This is a genomic window from Desulfonatronospira thiodismutans ASO3-1 (assembly GCF_000174435.1).
Lineage (GTDB): Bacteria > Desulfobacterota > Desulfovibrionia > Desulfovibrionales > Desulfonatronovibrionaceae > Desulfonatronospira > Desulfonatronospira thiodismutans.
This window is the reverse complement of record NZ_ACJN02000002.1, coordinates 276,163-296,701: the sequence shown is the minus strand read 5'-3', so window position 1 is coordinate 296,701 and position 20,539 is coordinate 276,163. Positions and strand designations below refer to the sequence as shown.

The window sequence follows — 20,539 nt, the reverse complement described above, 5'->3', positions numbered from 1 at the left end:
GTCACACGTATTACGCAGCAAAACCGACGTTTTCAGGCGCATGAAAAATAGTGTTATAAGCCAGGCCTTTGTTGTTGATGTGAAATAGATATTCTGACCCCGCCGCATGATCCCCGGAGGACTGCCTGCTGGTCAGGAGCAGCCTTTTGCACACTTCAGGTCAAGCGCGAAATGTGCAGCGGAGCAATAATGGTCAGACTTCATGGCTCCATAAAACTTGATCACTCACCACTTACTTGCAAAATAATCAAAAAGGGTATAATTTATACTCATGGGTGGATTCGAGTTTGATGAAGGCAAGAGCAAGGCCAATCTGGAAAAGCATGGAATTGATTTCCAGTCCGCTCAGGAATTCTGGAAAGATCCTGATCTCCTGGAAATACAGGCCAAATCAGAAGGCGAGCCAAGATTCCTTCTCATAGGCCGGATAGGTGCAAAACATTGGTCTGCTGTCGTTACCTACAGGAATGATAGGATTCGCCTGATTTCCGTCAGGCAGTCCCGCAAGAAAGAGGTTGAGCTTTATGAAAGCCGATGAATTTGACAAGAAGTTTGACAAAGGCAATGAGGACATCGTTGAAGACCTCGATCTTTCTACGGCACGCCGGGTTAACCAGGAACAAAGGCGAATCAATGTCGATTTTCCGGCCTGGGTCGTAGAGTCTCTGGATCGCGAAGCGGCGCGGATAGGCGTCACTCGGCAGTCGATCATCAAGGTCTGGCTGGTTGAACGTCTGAAGGCTGAAGCAGCTGACAAGCCGGTGAATGGTGACGCCGCAGGCGGCGCATCTTAGCGGAGCGTTCAGCAATCGTCGAGGACAGCCTGCTGGTCATGAACAGTCTATTGCACACTTCAGGTCAAGCGCGAAATGTGCAACAGGGCGAATGGAAATGATCCCCCCGCTAACCCGCCTGAATCCATCATTGACCGTTAGTGGCGTTGAGCTAGGCATCACCAGCACATAGCGGAGGTTGACAGACCCGCAACACGTAAATACAATGTATGTATGATCGAGTTCGATTGGGATCCGCAGAAGGCGCGCGCAAACCTTGAGAAGCACGGCATTTCCTTCGAAGAGGCTAAATCCGTTTTCTTTGATGAGTATGCACGGCAGTTCTTCGATGAGGAGCATTCATCCAGTGAAGAGCGGTTCATTATGCTTGGGTTGAGCAATGTGCTGCGGGTTCTGGTCGTGTGCCACTGCGAGCGTTCCGGTGGGGGTGTCATTAGAATCATTTCCGCACGGAAGGCGACAGCCAATGAGCGTAAACATTACGAAGGTCCGCCGCTATGAAGAAAGAGTACGATTTTTCGAAAATGAAGTCGCGCCGTAACCCGTACGCTTCGAAATTAAAGCGACAGGTGACGATTCGTATGAGTGACGATGTTGTGGAGTATTTCAAGCAGCTTTCGGAAGAAACGGGGATTCCCTATCAGAGTTTGATCAATCTCTATTTGCGCGACTGTATGGCCCACGGGAGGAAACCGGATTTGTCATGGCACTAGTAGTTCGTTTCATTAAAAAGTTTACGCTTAAGAACATTCAAGATCAAATTTTTTCCAACGGAAGATTACCGGAGCAGAGTTCATCTCTGCTATGCCCTTAAGGATTCGCTCCTTGAGTTCCTCCTTGGATGAAACCCGAATGTGTCGCAAAAAAGTACGGGCCATCTTTGAAAATGCAGACTCAATCAGGTTTAACCAAGAGCCGTGCTTTGGAGTATGGACATACTCAAATCTGTTGGGCAGGGAAGCAAGGTATTTCATGGTTTCCTTTGAAATATGGGACGAATGATTATCCAAAACAAGACGGATAGTGTTCTCTTTCGGATACCTGGAGTCTATTTCCTTCAAAAGCTCAATAAATTCTCTGCTGCGATGTCGATCATGAACTTGAGCAATAATTTCTCCAGTATGCAGATCAAGGCCAGCAAGGATAGAGACTGTGCCATGCCTCTTATATTCATAATCCCGGCCAGTGCACTGATGTCGTCCAGGTGCAGGCGATAGATCCGGCGCAATGGTTTCCAAGGCTTGCACGCCCGGTTTTTCGTCCACTGAAACTGTTATTGTTTTAGAAGGCACAGCAATATCGCCTTGATCATTTTGCATGTTAACTTCTTGGTAAACAACCAGGACATCATTCATTTTTTGCTCGAAATCAGGATCTCTCTTTTCAAGATAGTACTTGATTTTATGCGGTTTTATATCGTGTTCATTGAGAATACGCCAAATGGTGGCTTTTGCAGCGTTTGCCAGGCAATGGTGTCCTTCCTTGGGAGCATGCTCACGTGTGTATCTGGCAAGCTCCTGATAGGTCCAAAGCTCAGCAGCAAAGCCGTAATCTTTGGGTTTAGTACAGGCCAGATTAACAACCCAGGCTTTTGCTGCATCATCTATAACAGGATCAAATGGCCTGTGATAATAATCCTTGAGACCAGCTTCCGGGCCTGCTGCCAAGGCTTTCTCTATGCACTTATAAATAGACGGTCTGCTCAGGCCTGCCTGCTTTTGAATATGCGTGATTGGTTTTCCGTCTGCATAAAGCAAAAGGACTTTGGCCCGTTGAACATCTCGCAATGAAGCTGCTCGCGCATTGCTTATAGTCTCAAGCTTTATGCGTTGCTCAGGCGTTAAAACGAGTTTTGGGAGTTTGGTCTTCTTACTCATGACTACCTCCTTCAATTGTTTGAAGATATGGTAGCCAAAAATAAATTACATGTAAAGCTTTTATTGAAACTTAGTACTAGCCTGGATTTCCGCCTGACGTTTATATGTAGGTCTGGCTGCTTGTAAGGCCATGCCTTCCTTACGAAGAATTCCTGGCGATCAAGGAAGCTTTGGAGGATTTGGAAGACCTGAAGGATCTCAGGGAAGCAAAAGCCGAGGCCGGCAGCGATGCGACCGTCAAGTTGTCGGATGTGCGCGGGGAACTTCTTTCTGATTGAGACAGTAATCGGCATCTGGTACTTTTGTCCTGCATCCCCCTGAGCGACATATATCCTGACACATGGGGGCAAAGACCTGTGCTTGCACTTACTCCCCCAGATACTTTCGAAGATATGGTATGCCTCGCCATTACTTCGAGTCCTCTTCACCATGCGGCATTTCCCCTCAACAATGAGTGCTTTTTGGAAGACATACTCCCGAAGCCCAGCTGAGTCAGGCTGGATAAGGTTTATACATTAAATGCAGGCCTTTTCGTGGGCCGATTCGGATCTTTGCATGCAGATGTGTTTGAACGGGTCAAAAGGCATTTCTGTGAGCATTTTGTATGTCATCTGCTCAACAGATGATCTGATTTGTCGTACTGATATCCTGCAAGCACAGGCACAACTGGTTCAACGCATGATCACCAGGGACGGGAGGCCTGCAGATACCGACCGGCATCAAATGTACGCCTGCAATATCCAGTTCGGCGTAAAACAGAGCTTGCTACTTTATCCCGGAACATACGGTGTTGGACGCCATTAAAGCAATCGTTGACTTTTATACGGCAATGCCGTACTTATATCTAACATGATATTCATTGAGACAACCATATTCACAAAATTGCTTCCTAAATATTTAAACGATGATGAATATCGGGCACTCCAATGGTATCTGCTTGTTTATCCTGACGCCGGCGATATCGTTCGTGGAAGCGGTGGAGTTCGCAAGATTAGATGGGCTCCGAAAGGCAAAGGGAAAAGCGGTGGGATAAGGTTTATGTATTATTGGAAAAAATCAGTTGAGGAAATCTGGCTGCTTACGCTCTACTCCAAGAGTGAAAGAGCAACAATTCCCGGTGATGTTTTAAAAAAGATTGCGGAGGAAATTGAAAATGAGTGATCGAAATATCGGTCAAGAAATACTGGAAGGAATAAAAGAGGTTAAGCGATTCAAAAAGGGTGACGTTGAATTAAAGGCTTGGCATTTGAATGAACCTTCTCCTGCAAAAACCATTAGAAAGAAGCTGAAATTATCACAGTCTGCTTTTGCCAGCTTAATGGGTGTTAGCCCTCGCACCATTCAAGATTGGGAGCAAGGGAGGAGAAGACCTCAAGGACCGGCAAAATCCCTCTTACGTATTGCTGAGCAACACCCTGAAATATTCATTGAAATAAGATAATTTTTTTTGAACTTGTCCGGGCTGGTTTGCTCCAAGGCCACACTGGAAAAACACAGCTGCCAGCTTTTCCGATAATACCCAGGGAACAGAGTGGGACCACCCTACATTGGCCACCGGCTTATTCTAACTGTGCCTATTTTGGGACGGTCTGTTTTGGAACTTATCCATCTGAAATTCAGTAGATTAGCCATGTCCGAACCCAAACAGGCAGCCTGTCCAGGATGAGGAGAGTTTAACATGAATTCAGTCGAGCTCATGCACAAATTCCGTTCCGCTCTGCCTGCAGTTCGGGAATGGATTGAGTATACCCTGGAACAAAACTGTTTTGCTGCAGTTTCGGTAGACACCAGTTCTTTTCCCCGGCTTAAAAATGTCTTCCCGATTGAGCTGCTTGTGCAAACAAAGGTAGTTGTCGTCCAGGGGAAGGTACCTTTTCCTCCTCTTAGCCAAATGGGTCTGCCTGAGTTTTCCCAAATGGAGAACATGTCCATGCCAGGCATTACCTATAAGGACACTTTTTTTGTCAACCATTCCCATCAGACCGAGAGTCTATATTTTCATGAGCTGGTGCACGTTGTTCAGTGGGAAAGGCTGGGCTTGGACAGGTTCCTGCTTGCTTACGGTGCAGGCCTGATGCAATTCGGATACGAAGGCAGCCCCCTGGAAAAAATGGCATATTCTTTACAGCTTGATTTTGACAAGGGAGTTTTATCTGCCAATACAGTCGAAATTATTCAGCAGCAGACTGATGCAGTCTGGAAACAAGTGTCTTTATTGCTTTCGTAGGGCAGCGTCCAGAATCCTGGGAGATTTTTGAGAGGCCGGGCTATCCAAGAGAATGTCCTTATGGGAGTAGTTGGAGCAAACCAGAATCCATCATTGACTTTTGGCAGCACGTAAGTCAGCACATAAAAACAAGCAAACATATTCCACCGAAGTGCTGGTGAAGACAGGCAGGCTGGTGGCTTTGAGTGCTTTCTTGGTGGTGGGGCCTTAGGCCATGCCTTCCATTATAGGGGGAATGGGGCCGAAAGCCCATGACCTACCCGGTGCACAATAAAGGTGGTTGACATTATGTAGCCGGCAGGCTACTAATAGGGTTTAATGGAAGTTCGCAAGACGGAGGTCTATGTCAAGTGGCTTGATGGGTTGCGCGATATTCGTGCGCGGGCCCGAGTTCTGGCGAGAGTCGAGCGCTTGGCAGCAGGGAACCCAGGAGACGCCGCGCCCGTGGGTGAGGGAGTCTCTGAGTTGCGAATCAACTATGGCCCGGGTTACCGGGTGTACTACAAACAGCAGGGACGCGAGTTAGTGATCCTGTTGGCTGGTGGTGACAAAAGCAGCCAGTCAAGAGACATCAAGACCGCTCAACGCCTTGCCCGTAATCTGTAGGATTAACCCATGAAAAAGACAGTTACGTCCCGCTACGATGTTGCTGAACATCTCCGTACGCCTGAAGAAATGGCTGCATACCTGGAAGCTTGTATGGAAGAGGCAGAAGGTGACGCCGCATTCATAGCAAAGGCTCTTGGCGATATTGCCCGTGCGCGAGGTATGTCGCAAGTAGCACGCGATGCAGGTGTGTCACGTGAAAGCCTATACAAGGCGCTTTCTGGTGAGCGAACTCCAGGGTTTGACACTGTCCTGAAGGTCATGGCAGCGCTGGGCTTGAAGCTGCATGCTGAAGTGGTGCATATCCCAAACCATGCCCAAGCCCATAAGGATAACGTGGAACAGAAAACCGAGGATGCTCACGATGCCGGCAAATAAACATGGTTGATCTCCATCCTTTGTTCAAGAAGCCCGCTTTAAGATAGTGGGGCGAACACCGTTAAGGGCTTTTTACATTTTCTCCGTATGCACGGCGGGTTTTGTGACCAATATTCTGGAGATTCTGCAAAGCAAAGCTAACCGTTGAAGAAAAAGCCGAGGTGGTCGCAATTTGCGACCACCTGGCAAACCTCAAGTATTCTCCTCACCTTCCTTACGTGACAATGTTCGGCGTCAGACCCCGATGGTATAAACAGGCGTAACCGTGGTTGTATTTGTATCGTATAATCGCCTAAACATTATTGGAGAATTTTCATGCACTTTAGCATTCCATATTTCTAAACAGTTTCCTTATGCAGTGTACTACCGCATTGAGGATGGTGTAGCGCGCGTCCGAGCCGTACTCGACTGTCGCCGGGATCCGAAATGGATATCGGAACATCTCGATTAAAAAAGGACAATATGCCTGCTGATGGAAACTTGGTTTAAAAGGGTCTTAAAGCTGTTTTCCAACCCTTGAGGGATATTTTTCATGTTAGCCGCAGGAATGAACATGGGACATTACTGCAGACTCTGCGGAAGAATAAGACCAAATGAGAGATTTTCTGGCAACGGACATCGGATTCATGTGTGCAATGATTGCGCGAAGATGCCAAAGGCGGATCGGGATGCCATTGAACAGGAAGAAGAGATATGCGGTTTTATGAGGCAGTCACACATATCGGACAAGAATATTGCCAGACTTCGAGCACTGTCGGCGTCAGATAATTCGCGGATAGCTGACTTGGCTTCTCTGGTTCTTGATGTCGCCAAAGTCAAGCCATATAAGAAACGTCGCCTCAAGGTGTTGGCGAGGGAGCGTAGAGATCTGCTCGAGGCTCTTGAGAGAACTGGCTTGATTCATGTGCATCAATAGACAGTATAGACGAGGGCAGGCTCAGTCCTTCTTTCCAGACTCACAGGGCGCATGCCAGGAATGTGCAGGAAGCGCTCAGGGAAAAACAAAACAGCATCGTCTGTTCCAGGTGCGGCAGTGAAATGGTCCTGCGCCGGTCCAAAAAGGGCGGCGACCAGGGTAGCCAGTTCTGGGGATGCTCCAGATACCCCCGGTGCAGGGGCACAGTGAACATTGCCTGAAAAACCGGCTATGTGAACAGTCTTTACGGGCAGCCGGCACTTATGAGACCGGACCTGAGCAGGCTGTTGAATTAATTACACGCCTCAAAAAAGCTTTTTTGGTAATATTCAGGAAGCAGGGTGAGGTCAGGAGACTGCGTTGGCCACTTGCAGGCTCTTAAAGTGCCCGTTTTGTGGTGTAATAGACGTTTTCAGGCAGAATAACGGCCTGTTTTGGAACGTATTATTCGATAATTCAGTAGATTAGCTCGGTCCGAGACCAAGCACCAAGCTGGTTGGGCGTCGAAAATGCTTTAAACTTGTGGCATCCGTCGCTAAGCCGCAATGAGCTAAACTCACACAGCCGTCACAACGGTACGGGCCACAAGCAAGCACTCAAATGCGTATCTATGCTGGATAGGGAACAGTAAGTGCTGCACACTTCAGGTCAAACGCGAAGTGTGCAACAGGGCGCAGGGAAATGATCCCCCCGCCTGGTCTTGAATCCATCATTGACTTTTTGCAGCGCATAAGTCAGCACGTAAAAAATGTGCACATAAGATCCACCGACGTGTAGGCAGAAGAAGAGCAGGCTGGTGGCTTTGAGTTTTCTATTGGCGGTGGGGCGTATGGCCATGCCTTACATTTTCGATATGAAATGACATAGCGCTGACGACTTGCAGATCCGTTCGGCCCTAACATTGGAGTGCAATAGTGAAATTTATTGAGCTTGTCAGATTGCTTGAGCAAAAAGGGTTCAAGATCATTATAGAAAAGGGATCAATAAGGTATTATGGCAAACCTGGATGGGATAAATTGATACGAATTGATTATCATGGCTCGAAAGAAGTGCCTACGGGCACGTGTCACCAAATCCTTAAAGCAGCAGGAATAAAGAAGCCATAAAAGGAGAACAACACAGATGATTGAATTGCCGTATTCATTGGTAATCGAAGCAACCGAGGAGCCTGATTATTTCGGATTTTATTCCCCGGACCTGGAGGGTTTTTCAGGCATAGGGCATTCTGTGGAAGATTGTTTGTTCAAGGCCAAGTGGGGTATGCAGGAACATGTCGAACTGCTTAAGCAGGAAGGTCTTCCTGTTCCTCCTAATAATTCAGATCCCAGGATCATCATTCAGAATGAAAAAAAGCTGGCAGTTGCCTGATTCTATTTATCTGTTCAACCGATGGCTGAGAATGTATCTCCACCGGATCGTCGATAAGTCTACCTCCAGCATGCTGTGAAGTAATTGCATAAGATTGACCATCCTTCTTTCAAGGCTCACAATAAGCATGCCAGGCATATGCAGGCAGCGGTCAGGGAAAAACAAAACAGCATTGCCTGTCCCATGTGCGGCAGTGAAATGGTCCTGCGCCGGTCCAAGAAGGGCGGCGACCAGAACACTCAGTTCTGGGGATGCTCCAGATACCCCCGGTGCAGGGGCACAGTCAACATCGCCTGAGAGAGACTGCGCTGGCAACCTGCAGGTTCTTACAGTGCCCATTTTAAGGGTGTAACAGACGTTCTAAGGCAGAAAAACAATCTGTTTTTGAAGGTATCGCTTGAAAATTAAGTAGAATAGCTCGGTCCGACCCAAGCAAATTTGATCCGTCCGACCCAACCAAACTTTTGATCTCCTTTTACCGATCGTTACCTGGAGGTAATCCATGATAAAGCCACCACAAAAAATGATCGATAGCTTCTTAGAATGGTACAAGAAGGATGTACATGCAGAAAACGAAGACTATTATCATGAGACGATCACTTTGGACTATCTTTCTGGGTTATCACGATCTGACTTTATTGATTTTTTTTACAACTTTGCTCATGAAGGCGGCCGTGTTCAAAGTGGTGGTTACAGGACAAGCAAACAATTCCGAGAAACAATAAATAGCCAATACGAACAGTTCCTTCCTTTCATATTGAGTCCATTTGAAGCAAAATTCGATGAGTTACAATGGCTTAATAGGATAGAAGATTTTAAATATTTCGGAAATGGCCTGGCTACAATCTATCTGAACCGTGTTGATAAGAAGCGTTTCCCTATTCTCAACAACAAGACAGCTAAAGCTCTGCAGCTGTTCGATATAAAACTTTCATCAAAAACTATTGAGCGATATCAGGATACTAAAGCTGCTCAGCAAAAGCTTATCGACTGGTTTCCAGAGCTTGAGAATTTTTTTCGAGTTGATTCGTTATGTCATTTTTTGGCTGGAGAAAAGGAAGGGAAAAAAATTGCGGACGAGCTGTTATCAAATTTAAGAAATACTCCTAATGATGATGAGAATTCCAAACATCCTGTCCAAAAGAAAGATTTCGGGACGTTACCCTCATTAAACACCATCCTTTACGGTCCACCCGGAACCGGGAAAACCTGGAAACTGCGCAAAGAATATATGGACCAATTTACCGACACCTCGGCCACGCTTTCTCAAGAGGAGTATGCAGCAAGACTGGTTTCTGATCTTGCCTGGTGGAAGGTTATCGCTATGGTAATGATGGATCTCAAGGAATCCAGGGTGAGTGAAATTATGGGCCATCCATTAATGCAGGCCCGCATAAAGAGATCCAGCAGCGCAAATCCAAGGGCAGCTATCTGGGCGCACATCCAGATGCATACAAAACAAGAATGTCAAAACGTCAAATACACCAAAAGATATGAACCCTTACTGTTCTGGAAGGGTGATAATTCAGTATGGTCAATCGACCTGGAGCTTGCTGAGGAGACTGTCCCTGATCTCAAAGAAAAACTGGAAGAGTTTAATTCATTCGAGCCGGGAAAGCCGACTAAGGTTGAACGCTATGATTTCACCACGTTTCATCAATCCTTCAGCTATGAGGATTTTGTTGAGGGCATCAAGCCGGTTATGCCTGCAGAAGATGCAACAGAAGAAATACCTGATAGTCTTACCTATGAGGTACGGCCAGGAATATTTAAAAAAATGGTCCAGTGGGCACAGGCCGATCCCGAGCATAATTATGCCCTGTTCATAGATGAAATCAACCGGGGAAATGTAGCCAGCATATTCGGCGAGCTGATTGCTTTGATCGAAGAAGATAAAAGGCAAGGGGCTGAGCATGAGTTAACCGCCACCCTGCCATATTCACAGACAAAGTTCGTGGTCCCCAAAAATCTTTACATAATAGGGGCTATGAACACGGCGGACCGCAGTGTTGAAGCCCTTGATACCGCCCTTCGCCGCCGGTTTACGTTTATCGCTGTTCAGCCTGAACCCGAAACCCTCCCAGCAGCAGGCGAGGTTGAAGGTCTAAATGTTGACCTGCGCAAGATGCTATACACAATCAATGCCAGAATACAGAAGCTGCTGGACAAGGACCACTGCATCGGACATTCCTATTTCCTGGGCGTCAGAAATTTTCAAGATCTGCAAGGGGTATTTGCCACCAAAATTCTACCCCTGCTTGAGGAATACTTCTATGGTGACCCGGCCAGAATCGGCATGGTCCTGGGAGAAAAGTTCGTATCGCGCAATTACGAGTCCATAAACTGGGCATCAGGCGATTGGGGACAGGAGGAATTTGATGAGCGCCATATCTTTGTTATCAAAGATCCCAGGAGCCTGAGCCAGGAAGATTTTCAGTCCATCTATGAATAAGCTTGTCCAGGTTTTTGAGCATTCACAGCTTCCAGTGGGTGATAAACTCAAGGAAGTTCATTTTCGCCGGCTGGTAAAGTATAACGAACGTCACGGAAACGTTTTCTTTGCAGTCGGTCACAACCGCATATATTTTCGAAATTATGTGGGCGTGATCCAGGTGGGCAGCCTGACCATTGAGATCCTGCCCAAAGCGGACAACTCTCTGAATAACGATCAAACAACCAGAGACAAATGGCAACGCGCCCTGGTTGAGATGATTCGCAGATCAGGGCTGATCAGGCTGACTTCGCTTACCGATGCAATGCTTAGCACCCATTCGGCCAGGCTGCTGGACATTTTTTTCAGATCTTTTCTTTCAGAGGTCGAACAATTAGCTCATCACGGTCTGGTTCGCAAGTACAGGAAAAACCAGGACAACCTGACCACCCTAAAAGGCAGGCTGCTGTTCCAGAAACAGATAACCCTGAACCTGGTCCGCCGTGAGAGATTCTATACCGAGCACGTCCATTATGAACGGAACAATCCATTCAATCAAATCCTTGGCACAGCCCTGGACATTCTCATCCTGACCAGTTCCAACCCTCATCTGTCAGCCCAGGCCCGAAACTTGGCCCTGTCCTTTGAAGACATCGACAGGATCAACGCTGCAGAAGTTACTTTCTCTCGGCTTAATTATACGAGGAACACTGAACGCTACCGCCGCGCAATCCAGCTGGCCAGGCTGATCATTCTGAATTACTGTCCCGATGTTCGCAGCGGCGGCGAGGATGTGCTGGCCATTCTCTTTGATATGAACAATCTTTTTGAACGTTACGTATATGCCCAGCTCAAGCGGGCTGAAGCAATGAATTCAGAACAAAACGTTTCCTTCAGAGCTCAGGTTCAGCAACCTTTCTGGAGGACTGAAAGGATTCGAAAACATATCAGACCTGACATAATTGCTGAAATAGGCCAGGGATATGACCAGAAGCGGGTGGTCATTGATACCAAATGGAAAATTCCCAGGGACGGGAAGCCTGCAGATACCGACCTGCATCAAATGTATGCCTACAACGTCCATTTTGGGGCAAAACAGAGCTTGCTGCTCTATCCCAGAACATCCAGTACCTGTGATATTCAGGGTTGTTTTGAACAACCGGTCCATTTTTCTGACATTGGAGAAAATTCCTGCGGCATGTGTTTTGTGGAACTCTTTGACCAGGATGACAAACTGCTCGGGGAAAAGACGGGGAACATGATCATTGACCGTTTGCGGCAGATCTGACCGGAATCGTGGACATTACATTAAGCTGGATTGAAAGCCAGGCTTTTTCCCTTGTAATCTTCACCAAAAAATGGTTACTTGGCCTGAATTTGGATCAAAAAGGCCTTTTTCAAAGGCTTTTCTGACAATACTCAGGGGACAGAGTGGCAGACTCCATTGACAACCTGCAGATTTTTACAGTGCCCATTTTGGGGTTTAAACAGGCGTTCTAAGGCATAATAGCAGTCTGTTGTGGAACGTATCATTCGATAATTCAGTAGATTAGCTCGATCCGACCCCAAGCAACTGTTAAAGTAGAATAACGAGGTCTTCATGGATGAAATTATTCCCGTAGAGAACATCACCAGTCTGATCTATCAGATAAGAGGCTATAAAGTTATGCTGGATAAGGATCTGGCTGAGCTTTACGGGGTTGAAACCAAGAGATTGAAAGAACAGGTAAGAAGGAATATGGAAAGATTTCCTGAAGATTTTATGTTCGAGCTGTCCCAGGATGAACACGAAAACTTGAGGTCGCAATTTGCGACCTCAAGTTGGGGTGGAACGAGATACGTACCCATGGCCTTTACAGAGCATGGTGTTCTAATGCTTTCATCTGTTCTAAAAAGTGACAAAGCAATACAAGTCAACATCCAGATTATGAGAGCGTTTACAAGACTCAGGCAGCTTGTGCTGGATAGTTCGTAAGCGTCCATTTAACCCCATCTTTTTTTCTCCGCCTGATGTGCTAATGGTCTCCCAAATACCAAGGAGGGGCCGTTATGCAAACCAAGTCACAGAAGTACACGCCTGAGGAGCGGGCCGGATTCTGGTCCGCGCATATCAACAAGTGGAGGCAGGGCAGCCTGACCAAGGCCGAATACTGCCGCAGGGCAGAACTGTCCAAGCATGCCTTCTATTACTGGTGCAAAAAGCTTGGGCACACCAATTCCAGGAAAACCCAGGAGGAAAATGCCATCGTGCCGGTGCCCCTGAAGGTTGTCCAGGAGAAAACCCATACGCCTCTGCGCCTGATGGTCAATAGTTACCAAGTGGATATCCCGGGTGATTTCCAGCAGGAAGTACTGGCCAAGCTTGTCCGTACTCTGGAGGAGATCACGTGATCGCGGTAAGTCAGGCCAAGGTGTATCTGGTCACCGGACATACCGACATGCGCAAGGCCATAGACGGGTTGTCCATCATGGTCCAGGCTCAGCTGGAGCATGACCCCTTTTCCGGTCATCTGTTTGTCTTCTGCAACAGGCAGCGAACCATCATCAAGATCCTGTACTGGGACACAAACGGTTTTTGCCTGTGGCAAAAGCGCCTGGAGAAGCAAAGCTTCAAGTGGCCTGCATCAAAGCAGGAAGTTATGGAGCTTGATGCGAGGCAGCTTGTTTGGCTTTTAGACGGTCTGGACCCTGTGCAGGTCAGGGGGCACAAAGAGTTAAAATTTTCCACATTATTTTAGATTTTTTTGCAAAAAAAGCTTGCAATTCCAAATGGTTGTGTGTATATGAATACTCAGTTATGGACATCAACAACTTGCCAGATGATAAGGATGCGCTCAAAGATATCGTTGCTGACTACCACCAGCAACTTATCTACCTGCAGGAGAAACTGAACTTCCTGCAAAAAGCCATCTATGGGTCCAAATCCGATAAAAAACCCAAATGCGGCTCCAAAGAGACCTGGCCCATGATGCCTGGCCTTGTTGAGATGGAAACCGAGGTGGAAACGCCCCAGGAAAAAACCATCACCATACCTGAACATTCCCGTAAGAAACGTGGCCGCAAGCCCATCCCCAAGGATCTTCCCAGAAAGGATATAATCCATGACCTCTCTGGGGAGGAAAAGATATGCCCCTGCGGAGTCGAGCTAAGCCCGATAGGTCAGGAAGTAAGCGAAAAACTGGATTATATCCCTGCCAGGCTGATTGTTAATCGCTACATCCGTCTCAAATACGCCTGCAAAAACTGCGAGGGAGCCGAAGATGATCAGGGTGCAGTCAAAATAGCTCCCATGCCGGAACAGCTGATCCCCCAGGGCATAGTGACTCCAGGTCTTATGGCTCATATCATCACAGCCAAGTTTGTGGACGGCCTACCCTTTTATCGCCAGTGCAAGCAGCTTTTAAGGCTGGGCATTGATATCTCCCGTTCCACCATGGTCTCCTGGGCCATGCATGCGGCCAGGGTCTGCGAGCCTTTCCTGGATCTGTTCAAAAAGGAGATCATGCTCGGATTCCAGGTGGGCATAGACGAGACCCCGGTACAGGTACTTGATGAACCGGGCCGGTCCAACACTTCCAAGTCATATATGTGGGTTTTCCTTGGCGGCCATCCTGAAAATCCCACTGTCCTTTATGATTATCATCCCACGCGAAGCGGTCTGGCCCTGGATTTCCTCCAGGACTATCAAGGTTATATTCAAAGTGACGGCTATGCAGTCTACAACGACCTGGGCGACAAGCCGGGCATATTCCATGTAGGATGCCTGGCCCATGTCCGGCGCAAGTTTATGGATGTGGTCAAACTCTCCAAGAAACAAAAGCACAAGGGCGGAACCGCCCAGGAAATCCTGAACCTTATCGCCAAGCTATATATCCTGGAACAGTCCTTTGAAACCAGAAAGCTAAAGCCCGACCGGATACAGGAAGAACGTCAGGAAAAAAGTATACCCATACTAAACCAGATAAAAACTCTGCTGGACGAAAGAAGTAAAACCACCCCGGACAAAAGCAAACTGGGCACGGCCATAAATTATGCCCTGAACCAGTGGGACAGAGTGGTGCGCTATACACTGGATGGCCGGCTGCGGCCTGACAATAATCTGGTGGAAAACGCCATCAGACCCTTCGCCCTGGGACGCAAGAACTGGCTTTTTGCCGGACATCCCAATGGAGCCAAGGCAGGCGCTATGTACTTCTCCCTGGTGGAGACAGCCAAAAAGAACGGCCTGGAGCCTTACGCATACTTACGCCACCTGTTTGAAAACTTGCCCCTGGCCAAGACCGAGCAGGATCTGAAGGCCCTTATGCCTCAGTACATAGATCCGGAAGTCCTGCCTTCCCCCACTGCCTGCTGATCCCAACCATCATACCCCTGGCCTGCTGCATATCCAGTGGGCCAGGGAATACTACCAACGATACCCGCCCATGGATAGGTGTACCCGTTTGGACGCTTACCTTTCATCTGTTCTAAAAAGTGACAAAGCAATACAAGTCAACATCCAGATTATGAGAGCGTTTACAAGACTCAGGCAGCTTGTGCTGGATAGTTCAGAACTTCGCAAAGAGATCGAAGAATTGAGAAACGAAGCAGAGAATAAATTCCAGATAATTTTCCAGGCCCTGGATCAATTGATATCAGTTGAAAAAACGCCCAAAAAGAAGATAGGCTTCACAGCCAAAGAAAAAAAAAGTTCATATGGGGAAGTTGAAAAAAGCGATTAGGCAAGAAAGCAAGACAATATCTTAGGGTGCAAACTTCAGAATCAAAATGCCACGACCGATCAGATTCTTTATCCCCGGCCATGTCTGGCATATAACTCATCGTTGCCATGGTAGAGAATTTTTTCTTGATTTCTCGACGTATCGCAAGTTTTGGGTGAAATGGCTATATGAAGGCACAAATCGCTATGAAGTTCCAGTATTGAATTTTACGGTTACATCAAACCATGTCCACGTTTTGGTTTTATCTCCAAAGGACATGAAAGCCATCCCCCTATTGATGCAGCTTGTGGCTGGGAGGGTCGGTCAAGTGTACAACAAACGCAAGAACCGAAAAGGAGCTTTCTGGGAAAGTAGATACCAGGCCACAGCGGTTCAGACCGATGAACACCTGGCCCGGTGTTTTATGTATATTGATCTTCACCCGGTGAAATGTCGCAAGGCGCCCCCTGCTCTGGCAGGATTTCACACGGGTAAATATGGTTAGAGCAAAAGTGGTCAAGCACCCGAGAAAATGGGAGCATGGCGGCTATCATGAGATTGTCAGGCCCAAGAAACGCTACCAGATAATCAAACGCAGTGAAGTTTCACGTCTATTGGGGTTAGAGGAAGATCACCTCAGTAAGTCTTATCAAAAATGGATTCGGGAAGCCCTTAGAAAAGGCATCTTATCGAGGGATTCAATATGGAGTACTGAACTTGCTGTAGGCGACAATGGATTCATAGAGACAATAAAAAAGGGTGTAGGCAGGTTTGTTTCAAAGATGACTGTGAAAGAAGCTCCCGCCCTGTATGGTCAAGCGCAATCCCGGCCGAACACCTTGGCCTGGCAGATATTTGAAGAGACTGATTTGCAGAAAATATCTATATATTATAAGCCCTTAAGTCCAGCTGAGGATGAATTTCCTTGATTTTTTTAATTCTAAGGTCGAAATACAGGTTGTTTTGAACAATAAATACAATAAAATATGTACCTTACGCGGGTCAGACCCCATGCCCGCAGAAACATTTCTTAGCCACCTATGCGGTGGATCACTAAGTTCCCTTTCCCGGACGTAGTACCAGGAATTTCTTAGCCACCTATGCGGTGGATCACGTTTTTTCTAGGTTAATAAGCGAAAAGAAAAGTTTCTTAGCCACCTATGCGGTGGATCACGGCTTGACTTATTTGATTAACCTTTAGCCATGTTTCTTAGCCACCTATGCGGTGGATCACCCAACCTAGGCTCCCTGCGCCGCACAGAGCAGTTTCTTAGCCACCTATGCGGTGGATCACCAGCAGCAAGTAGGTATTATCCCGGTCAAGGCTTTCTTAGCCACCTATGCGGTGGATCACAGGTTCGGCGGTCCGATAGTCAAAGATCACCATTTCTTAGCCACCTATGCGGTGGATCACCATCTGCGCCGTAAAACCCCTTTCTTCAGGTATTTCTTAGCCACCTATGCGGTGGATCACATTATAGAATTATGTAAACTTTACAAGTCCCTTTTCTTAGCCACCTATGCGGTGGATCACCTGATTGACTATGTTTGCCGACACCTCGGCCATTTCTTAGCCACCTATGCGGTGGATCACCTTTCAAACGACAATATGGGTCCGTCCTTTACTTTCTTAGCCACCTATGCGGTGGATCACACCTGCAGTTTTGATTGTCTGCCACAGGTGATTTTCTTAGCCACCTATGCGGTGGATCACCTTTCATGTCCCACGCTCCGGTTCCCGGCTGGTTTCTTAGCCACCTATGCGGTGGATCACCCGGACCTATACCCGTGCGTGCCACGACTGCGTTTCTTAGCCACCTATGCGGTGGATCACGACAATACTGAGGAAGGCTTGCGCGAGATCGATTTCTTAGCCACCTATGCGGTGGATCACGATCCTCTATTTCTGCCCAGCATTCTTCCTGTTTTCTTAGCCACCTATGCGGTGGATCACCGGGGATGGAGGTTCGAATCCTCCCCGCGGCTTTTCTTAGCCACCTATGCGGTGGATCACAGTCCGCCATGATATCCAAAAATTCTTGAGTATTTCTTAGCCACCTATGCGGTGGATCACCCTGTAAAGGCTTTAAAGCGCTTTTGCGTACCTTTCTTAGCCACCTATGCGGTGGATCACTCATAGTATTGTTTCCCGAAAAAAAAAAAAAATTTCTTAGCCACCTATGCGGTGGATCACTTAAAAATTGTCCTTTACAAATTTTCGGCTATTTTCTTAGCCACCTATGCGGTGGATCACTCTTTAACTATTGGAGGTCTAAAAATGGTACTTTTCTTAGCCACCTATGCGGTGGATCACGTTGAGCAAGAAAAATATAACTCAATCATTTGTTTCTTAGCCACCTATGCGGTGGATCACTGAGTTTTGCCATGCTATTATCGAATATTTAATTTCTTAGCCACCTATGCGGTGGATCACAAGGATTTTCTGGAAAATCCTTCTGTTACTTTTTTCTTAGCCACCTATGCGGTGGATCACGGAGTATGCGTAAGGGCTTTAAAGTCCTTACATTTCTTAGCCACCTATGCGGTGGATCACTGAGAAATTTTAAAACCAGGTTAAACTTGGAATTTCTTAGCCACCTATGCGGTGGATCACGCAAAGCTGTGTAATGTTCCGACTTGTTTTCTTTTCTTAGCCACCTATGCGGTGGATCACAATTGTACTCTCAATAAACCTTTAAAATCATTTTTCTTAGCCACCTATGCGGTGGATCACACTCTTCTTTAAGGGACGCTTTCAATTGGGATTTTCTTAGCCACCTATGCGGTGGATCACGTTAGTCCATAAAGATCTTGTGCTTCCTTCAATTTCTTAGCCACCTATGCGGTGGATCACTAGAACCTTTTAGCCATGCTATCCTCCAATGTTTTCTTAGCCACCTATGCGGTGGATCACTTTAGACCTCCTAGTTAAAGATTAATCCAATATTTCTTAGCCACCTATGCGGTGGATCACTACTATAGTTTATTTTTTCCGTACTGCAGTGTTTTCTTAGCCACCTATGCGGTGGATCACACTCGGACCCTCAAGAAAGACTAAAATTTTAATTTCTTAGCCACCTATGCGGTGGATCACTTTTGGCTAGACAAAACCCGAATTTACGCCAATTTCTTAGCCACCTATGCGGTGGATCACTGTGTGTGGGCAAGGTGAAAGCGCTCCCTGAATTTCTTAGCCACCTATGCGGTGGATCACATTTTCGTTTGTCCCACTAATCAACGATTAACTTTCTTAGCCACCTATGCGGTGGATCACGCAGTGCACATTGATGCTGTTGGGGGCTTGCTTTTCTTAGCCACCTATGCGGTGGATCACCAAGGCTCAGAAGCTGTACAATGAGCTGGACATTTCTTAGCCACCTATGCGGTGGATCACGGGAGGTCATACAAAACCCGACTTAATTAGTCTTTCTTAGCCACCTATGCGGTGGATCACAGAGACCAAGCACTGCCGGGAAAATCCTTTAGTTTCTTAGCCACCTATGCGGTGGATCACGCCATAAAATTGTTACAAAACCTAATTGTCACAGGCAGATACACTTCAAAAACTCTCAAATACATTGATTTTCAATTTGCAAATCAAGATTATTGCAAGTCATTGATATTTATCAATCTTTTTTGGCCAAGTCTGACAGGAACTGAAACAACATATCAAGCAAAGAACGCTCATGTGCCTGCTGAATGATTAAAGCTCTAAACTCAGAATTTTTAACCTTCCGACTGCCACAATCAAAGGCAACCGGCATCACTACCCAGTCCTTAAATAAATCAGCCACATCAAAAACTAAGGCCCCGCGCCTTGTCTTGCCGTGCAAAACAGGCAAAAAGAAAGGAATTCCCAAGCCATGAAGAGTAACCGCAGCATACCCATAAGCTATGTAATTCCCATGGTCCAGGTACGAATTGATTAACTGTGCTTTGGTTTCCCCTTTTTTCTGCCCAGGGTCCCGGGTAAACTCATCAATTTTGTAACGGGAAGCCAGGCACGCATACAGACTTTTGGCAAACTTAGCTTCAGACAGCAACAAATCATTAGCTTGCTCTGCTGAATGTATAGATTCACGCAAAATATCAGAAGCTTCACGGGGCCAGTTCAAACTTAAAGACGGCCAGTGCTTTTCTCCCCATTCTACTCGTTTTTCCAAAAATTTTTTGGCCAACGATAAGCGCTTTTCTTCATCCAACCACATCTTCATCCAGTTCTGAGCGTATTCAGTAGGCCTATATTCGTCCTGGGGCAACAGGAAAGTAAAATCCATAGCCCCGAATAAAGGTGAGCCGCCACTACCGGCAAAACCTATCAAAACATTGGATTCCGCCAGCTTTCTTGCCGCAGCATCAGTTATAGAGCTTCCTTTACCCATCAAAACAAAGGCGGTGTTTTTGTCAGGAATATTGACAAACTGCAAAACATCCCCACCACCTGTTTCAGTCAAATAAACCACCCGGTCTTTTTTCTGCATAATCCTGACATGCTCAAAATAAAACACATTAGCTCTCTTGGAGAGCATGACCGCCATTGGTCTTCTATTTGACTGCTTATTCTGCACAAAACACTCCTTCCAAGAAAAAATCAAGACCTGACCTCTCAAGCCAGGCCAAAACACAAACTCTATTCGTCATAAAACACAGGCAGGGATATGATGTTCCCCTGTCTGGACAAACCATAACCATCCGGACTCCCGTGCAGTCCATTTGTGCAGGCCCCCTTCTCCACAAACAGCTTGAACGAGCGGGCAGTGCTTTTGCTGGTTACATTTACAAAGGGCAGAGAGGCAGCAATCTTCAAGCGTTTTTGTCGTAACTGTTGTTGTTTCTGGTGTGCTTCAAGGTTCTCGCTGAACCGCTTGGAGTTCTTCTTGGACGGAATACGGAAGCGAGCATAATACTCATACCCAACCACCCTCTCATCTGGCACTGGGGCTACATCACTATTGGTTGCTATATATTCGTACTCAAAATTCGGCGCACCTCCCAGATAATCTTCCAAGCCCCAAAGATCCTCCCGAGTTTCACCGAAAACCCTTATAGAATCACCAAGCCCGGGCAGGCTCAACATACTAGGGAAAGCCACAGCAAATTTATATCCTTCCTTGATTCTAAGGTGAATCCTCGAAAATATCTTTTCGATCCTGGTATATATAGGACTGTCCGCTTCCACTTTCGGTCTTTTGATTTCAATATCCATATAATAAAGAGGTTGCATTTATACTCTCCTTGACCA

25 protein-coding genes and 1 CRISPR repeat array are annotated in these 20,539 nt (G+C 46.8%); of the genes, 22 read left to right on the top strand and 3 right to left on the bottom strand.

What is annotated here, in order from left to right; translation table 11 throughout:
• Positions 1-271: 271 nt before the first annotated feature.
• The 4 genes from DTHIO_RS07605 to DTHIO_RS22950 all read left to right on the top strand — a co-directional run bounded on the left by DTHIO_RS07605 (position 272) and on the right by DTHIO_RS22950 (position 1,507).
• Positions 272-538 carry a BrnT family toxin gene (locus DTHIO_RS07605; RefSeq protein ID WP_008869738.1) on the top strand — a complete coding sequence of 89 codons (267 nt, stop codon included), beginning with the start codon at positions 272-274 and terminating at the stop codon, positions 536-538.
• A complete protein-coding gene (gene brnA, locus DTHIO_RS07600) occupies positions 525-794 on the top strand; it encodes a type II toxin-antitoxin system BrnA family antitoxin (RefSeq protein WP_008869737.1) in 270 nt (89 codons plus the stop codon). Before DTHIO_RS07605 ends, brnA begins: the two co-directional genes overlap by 14 nt.
• 213 nt (positions 795-1,007) lie before the next feature.
• Complete coding sequence (locus DTHIO_RS07595; protein WP_008869736.1) at positions 1,008-1,295, top strand: BrnT family toxin; 288 nt, start codon at positions 1,008-1,010, stop codon at positions 1,293-1,295.
• Complete coding sequence (locus tag DTHIO_RS22950) at positions 1,292-1,507, top strand: BrnA antitoxin family protein (protein WP_008869735.1); 216 nt, start codon at positions 1,292-1,294, stop codon at positions 1,505-1,507. Before DTHIO_RS07595 ends, DTHIO_RS22950 begins: the two co-directional genes overlap by 4 nt.
• Positions 1,508-1,534: 27 nt before the next feature.
• Here the strand turns inward: DTHIO_RS22950 and DTHIO_RS07585 are convergent, their stop codons facing one another.
• Positions 1,535-2,671, bottom strand: coding sequence for an IS630 family transposase (locus DTHIO_RS07585; protein ID WP_008869376.1), 1,137 nt, complete (start codon positions 2,669-2,671; stop codon positions 1,535-1,537).
• 849 nt (positions 2,672-3,520) lie between these two features.
• On the opposite strand from DTHIO_RS07585, the gene DTHIO_RS07575 reads away from it, so the two are divergent.
• The 18 genes from DTHIO_RS07575 to DTHIO_RS22335 all read left to right on the top strand — a co-directional run bounded on the left by DTHIO_RS07575 (position 3,521) and on the right by DTHIO_RS22335 (position 16,226).
• The gene (locus tag DTHIO_RS07575; RefSeq protein ID WP_008869733.1) at positions 3,521-3,832 is read left to right on the top strand and encodes a type II toxin-antitoxin system RelE/ParE family toxin; all 312 of its coding nucleotides are present in this window, start codon (positions 3,521-3,523) and stop codon (positions 3,830-3,832) included.
• Positions 3,825-4,112, top strand: a complete 288-nt coding sequence (locus DTHIO_RS07570) for a helix-turn-helix domain-containing protein (RefSeq protein WP_008869732.1) — start codon at positions 3,825-3,827, stop codon at positions 4,110-4,112. The genes DTHIO_RS07575 and DTHIO_RS07570 overlap by 8 nt, the downstream gene beginning before the upstream one ends.
• 237 nt (positions 4,113-4,349) lie before the next feature.
• Positions 4,350-4,898, top strand: coding sequence for a hypothetical protein (locus DTHIO_RS07565; RefSeq protein WP_008869731.1), 549 nt, complete (start codon positions 4,350-4,352; stop codon positions 4,896-4,898).
• 318 nt (positions 4,899-5,216) lie between these two features.
• Positions 5,217-5,504, top strand: coding sequence for a type II toxin-antitoxin system RelE/ParE family toxin (locus tag DTHIO_RS07560; protein WP_008869730.1), 288 nt, complete (start codon positions 5,217-5,219; stop codon positions 5,502-5,504).
• Between the two features lie 9 nt (positions 5,505-5,513).
• Positions 5,514-5,882, top strand: coding sequence for an addiction module antidote protein (locus DTHIO_RS07555; RefSeq protein WP_008869729.1), 369 nt, complete (start codon positions 5,514-5,516; stop codon positions 5,880-5,882).
• A gap of 978 nt (positions 5,883-6,860) precedes the next feature.
• A complete protein-coding gene (locus DTHIO_RS20440) occupies positions 6,861-7,019 on the top strand; it encodes a topoisomerase DNA-binding C4 zinc finger domain-containing protein (RefSeq protein WP_083803954.1) in 159 nt (52 codons plus the stop codon).
• A 693-nt stretch (positions 7,020-7,712) separates the two neighbouring features.
• Positions 7,713-7,904 (top strand): type II toxin-antitoxin system HicA family toxin, encoded by a 192-nt coding sequence (locus tag DTHIO_RS22945; protein WP_008869726.1) that lies wholly within the window; start codon positions 7,713-7,715, stop codon positions 7,902-7,904.
• Positions 7,905-7,920: 16 nt separating this feature from the next.
• A complete protein-coding gene (locus tag DTHIO_RS07540) occupies positions 7,921-8,166 on the top strand; it encodes a type II toxin-antitoxin system HicB family antitoxin (protein ID WP_008869725.1) in 246 nt (81 codons plus the stop codon).
• 84 nt (positions 8,167-8,250) lie between these two features.
• Complete coding sequence (locus DTHIO_RS07535; RefSeq protein WP_040418172.1) at positions 8,251-8,463, top strand: topoisomerase DNA-binding C4 zinc finger domain-containing protein; 213 nt, start codon at positions 8,251-8,253, stop codon at positions 8,461-8,463.
• A gap of 205 nt (positions 8,464-8,668) precedes the next feature.
• Positions 8,669-10,618: an McrB family protein gene (locus tag DTHIO_RS19695; protein WP_008869724.1), complete on the top strand. Its 1,950-nt coding sequence runs from the start codon at positions 8,669-8,671 to the stop codon at positions 10,616-10,618.
• On the top strand, positions 10,611-11,885 hold the full coding sequence (locus tag DTHIO_RS07525) for an McrC family protein (RefSeq protein ID WP_008869723.1): 1,275 nt from the start codon (positions 10,611-10,613) through the stop codon (positions 11,883-11,885). Before DTHIO_RS19695 ends, DTHIO_RS07525 begins: the two co-directional genes overlap by 8 nt.
• A gap of 312 nt (positions 11,886-12,197) precedes the next feature.
• Positions 12,198-12,572, top strand: a complete 375-nt coding sequence (locus DTHIO_RS07520; RefSeq protein WP_008869722.1) for an ORF6N domain-containing protein — start codon at positions 12,198-12,200, stop codon at positions 12,570-12,572.
• A gap of 74 nt (positions 12,573-12,646) precedes the next feature.
• Positions 12,647-12,988 (top strand): IS66 family insertion sequence element accessory protein TnpA, encoded by a 342-nt coding sequence (gene tnpA, locus DTHIO_RS07515; protein WP_008868404.1) that lies wholly within the window; start codon positions 12,647-12,649, stop codon positions 12,986-12,988.
• Entirely contained in the window at positions 12,985-13,335 is a 351-nt protein-coding gene (gene tnpB, locus DTHIO_RS07510) for an IS66 family insertion sequence element accessory protein TnpB (protein WP_008868369.1), read from the top strand. The genes tnpA and tnpB overlap by 4 nt, the downstream gene beginning before the upstream one ends.
• A gap of 59 nt (positions 13,336-13,394) precedes the next feature.
• Positions 13,395-14,951 carry an IS66 family transposase gene (gene tnpC / locus DTHIO_RS07505; protein ID WP_008868370.1) on the top strand — a complete coding sequence of 519 codons (1,557 nt, stop codon included), beginning with the start codon at positions 13,395-13,397 and terminating at the stop codon, positions 14,949-14,951.
• An 88-nt stretch (positions 14,952-15,039) separates the two neighbouring features.
• Positions 15,040-15,318, top strand: a complete 279-nt coding sequence (locus DTHIO_RS22345; RefSeq protein ID WP_144311485.1) for a hypothetical protein — start codon at positions 15,040-15,042, stop codon at positions 15,316-15,318.
• 46 nt (positions 15,319-15,364) lie between these two features.
• Positions 15,365-15,802: a transposase gene (locus DTHIO_RS22340; RefSeq protein WP_244156337.1), complete on the top strand. Its 438-nt coding sequence runs from the start codon at positions 15,365-15,367 to the stop codon at positions 15,800-15,802.
• Positions 15,795-16,226: a hypothetical protein gene (locus DTHIO_RS22335; RefSeq protein WP_050775157.1), complete on the top strand. Its 432-nt coding sequence runs from the start codon at positions 15,795-15,797 to the stop codon at positions 16,224-16,226. The genes DTHIO_RS22340 and DTHIO_RS22335 overlap by 8 nt, the downstream gene beginning before the upstream one ends.
• 97 nt (positions 16,227-16,323) lie before the next feature.
• Positions 16,324-18,811: direct repeats of the CRISPR family, unit length 28 nt; unit sequence TTTCTTAGCCACCTATGCGGTGGATCAC.
• Positions 18,812-18,923: 112 nt separating this feature from the next.
• On the opposite strand, the gene cas1f is transcribed toward DTHIO_RS22335, so the two are convergent.
• Both cas1f and cas6f read right to left on the bottom strand, forming a co-directional pair.
• Entirely contained in the window at positions 18,924-19,865 is a 942-nt protein-coding gene (gene cas1f / locus DTHIO_RS07490) for a type I-F CRISPR-associated endonuclease Cas1f (RefSeq protein ID WP_008869721.1), read from the bottom strand.
• Between the two features lie 62 nt (positions 19,866-19,927).
• Positions 19,928-20,521, bottom strand: coding sequence for a type I-F CRISPR-associated endoribonuclease Cas6/Csy4 (cas6f, locus tag DTHIO_RS07485; RefSeq protein ID WP_008869720.1), 594 nt, complete (start codon positions 20,519-20,521; stop codon positions 19,928-19,930).
• Positions 20,522-20,539: the final 18 nt, after the last annotated feature.

Excerpts from the sequence above, each read along its gene's own strand:
- DTHIO_RS07605 (WP_008869738.1), top strand. The coding sequence starts at position 272 with ATGGGTGGATTCGAGTTTGATGAAGGCAAGAGCAAGGCCAATCTGGAA.
- brnA (WP_008869737.1), top strand. The coding sequence starts at position 525 with ATGAAAGCCGATGAATTTGACAAGAAGTTTGACAAAGGCAATGAGGAC.
- DTHIO_RS07595 (WP_008869736.1), top strand. The coding sequence starts at position 1,008 with ATGATCGAGTTCGATTGGGATCCGCAGAAGGCGCGCGCAAACCTTGAG.
- DTHIO_RS22950 (WP_008869735.1), top strand. The coding sequence starts at position 1,292 with ATGAAGAAAGAGTACGATTTTTCGAAAATGAAGTCGCGCCGTAACCCG.
- DTHIO_RS07585 (WP_008869376.1), bottom strand. The coding sequence starts at position 2,671 with ATGAGTAAGAAGACCAAACTCCCAAAACTCGTTTTAACGCCTGAGCAA.
- DTHIO_RS07575 (WP_008869733.1), top strand. The coding sequence starts at position 3,521 with ATGATATTCATTGAGACAACCATATTCACAAAATTGCTTCCTAAATAT.
- DTHIO_RS07570 (WP_008869732.1), top strand. The coding sequence starts at position 3,825 with ATGAGTGATCGAAATATCGGTCAAGAAATACTGGAAGGAATAAAAGAG.
- DTHIO_RS07565 (WP_008869731.1), top strand. The coding sequence starts at position 4,350 with ATGAATTCAGTCGAGCTCATGCACAAATTCCGTTCCGCTCTGCCTGCA.
- DTHIO_RS07560 (WP_008869730.1), top strand. The coding sequence starts at position 5,217 with ATGGAAGTTCGCAAGACGGAGGTCTATGTCAAGTGGCTTGATGGGTTG.
- DTHIO_RS07555 (WP_008869729.1), top strand. The coding sequence starts at position 5,514 with ATGAAAAAGACAGTTACGTCCCGCTACGATGTTGCTGAACATCTCCGT.
- DTHIO_RS07540 (WP_008869725.1), top strand. The coding sequence starts at position 7,921 with ATGATTGAATTGCCGTATTCATTGGTAATCGAAGCAACCGAGGAGCCT.
- DTHIO_RS19695 (WP_008869724.1), top strand. The coding sequence starts at position 8,669 with ATGATAAAGCCACCACAAAAAATGATCGATAGCTTCTTAGAATGGTAC.
- DTHIO_RS07525 (WP_008869723.1), top strand. The coding sequence starts at position 10,611 with ATGAATAAGCTTGTCCAGGTTTTTGAGCATTCACAGCTTCCAGTGGGT.
- DTHIO_RS07520 (WP_008869722.1), top strand. The coding sequence starts at position 12,198 with ATGGATGAAATTATTCCCGTAGAGAACATCACCAGTCTGATCTATCAG.
- tnpA (WP_008868404.1), top strand. The coding sequence starts at position 12,647 with ATGCAAACCAAGTCACAGAAGTACACGCCTGAGGAGCGGGCCGGATTC.
- tnpC (WP_008868370.1), top strand. The coding sequence starts at position 13,395 with ATGGACATCAACAACTTGCCAGATGATAAGGATGCGCTCAAAGATATC.
- DTHIO_RS22340 (WP_244156337.1), top strand. The coding sequence starts at position 15,365 with ATGCCACGACCGATCAGATTCTTTATCCCCGGCCATGTCTGGCATATA.
- DTHIO_RS22335 (WP_050775157.1), top strand. The coding sequence starts at position 15,795 with ATGGTTAGAGCAAAAGTGGTCAAGCACCCGAGAAAATGGGAGCATGGC.
- cas6f (WP_008869720.1), bottom strand. The coding sequence starts at position 20,521 with ATGCAACCTCTTTATTATATGGATATTGAAATCAAAAGACCGAAAGTG.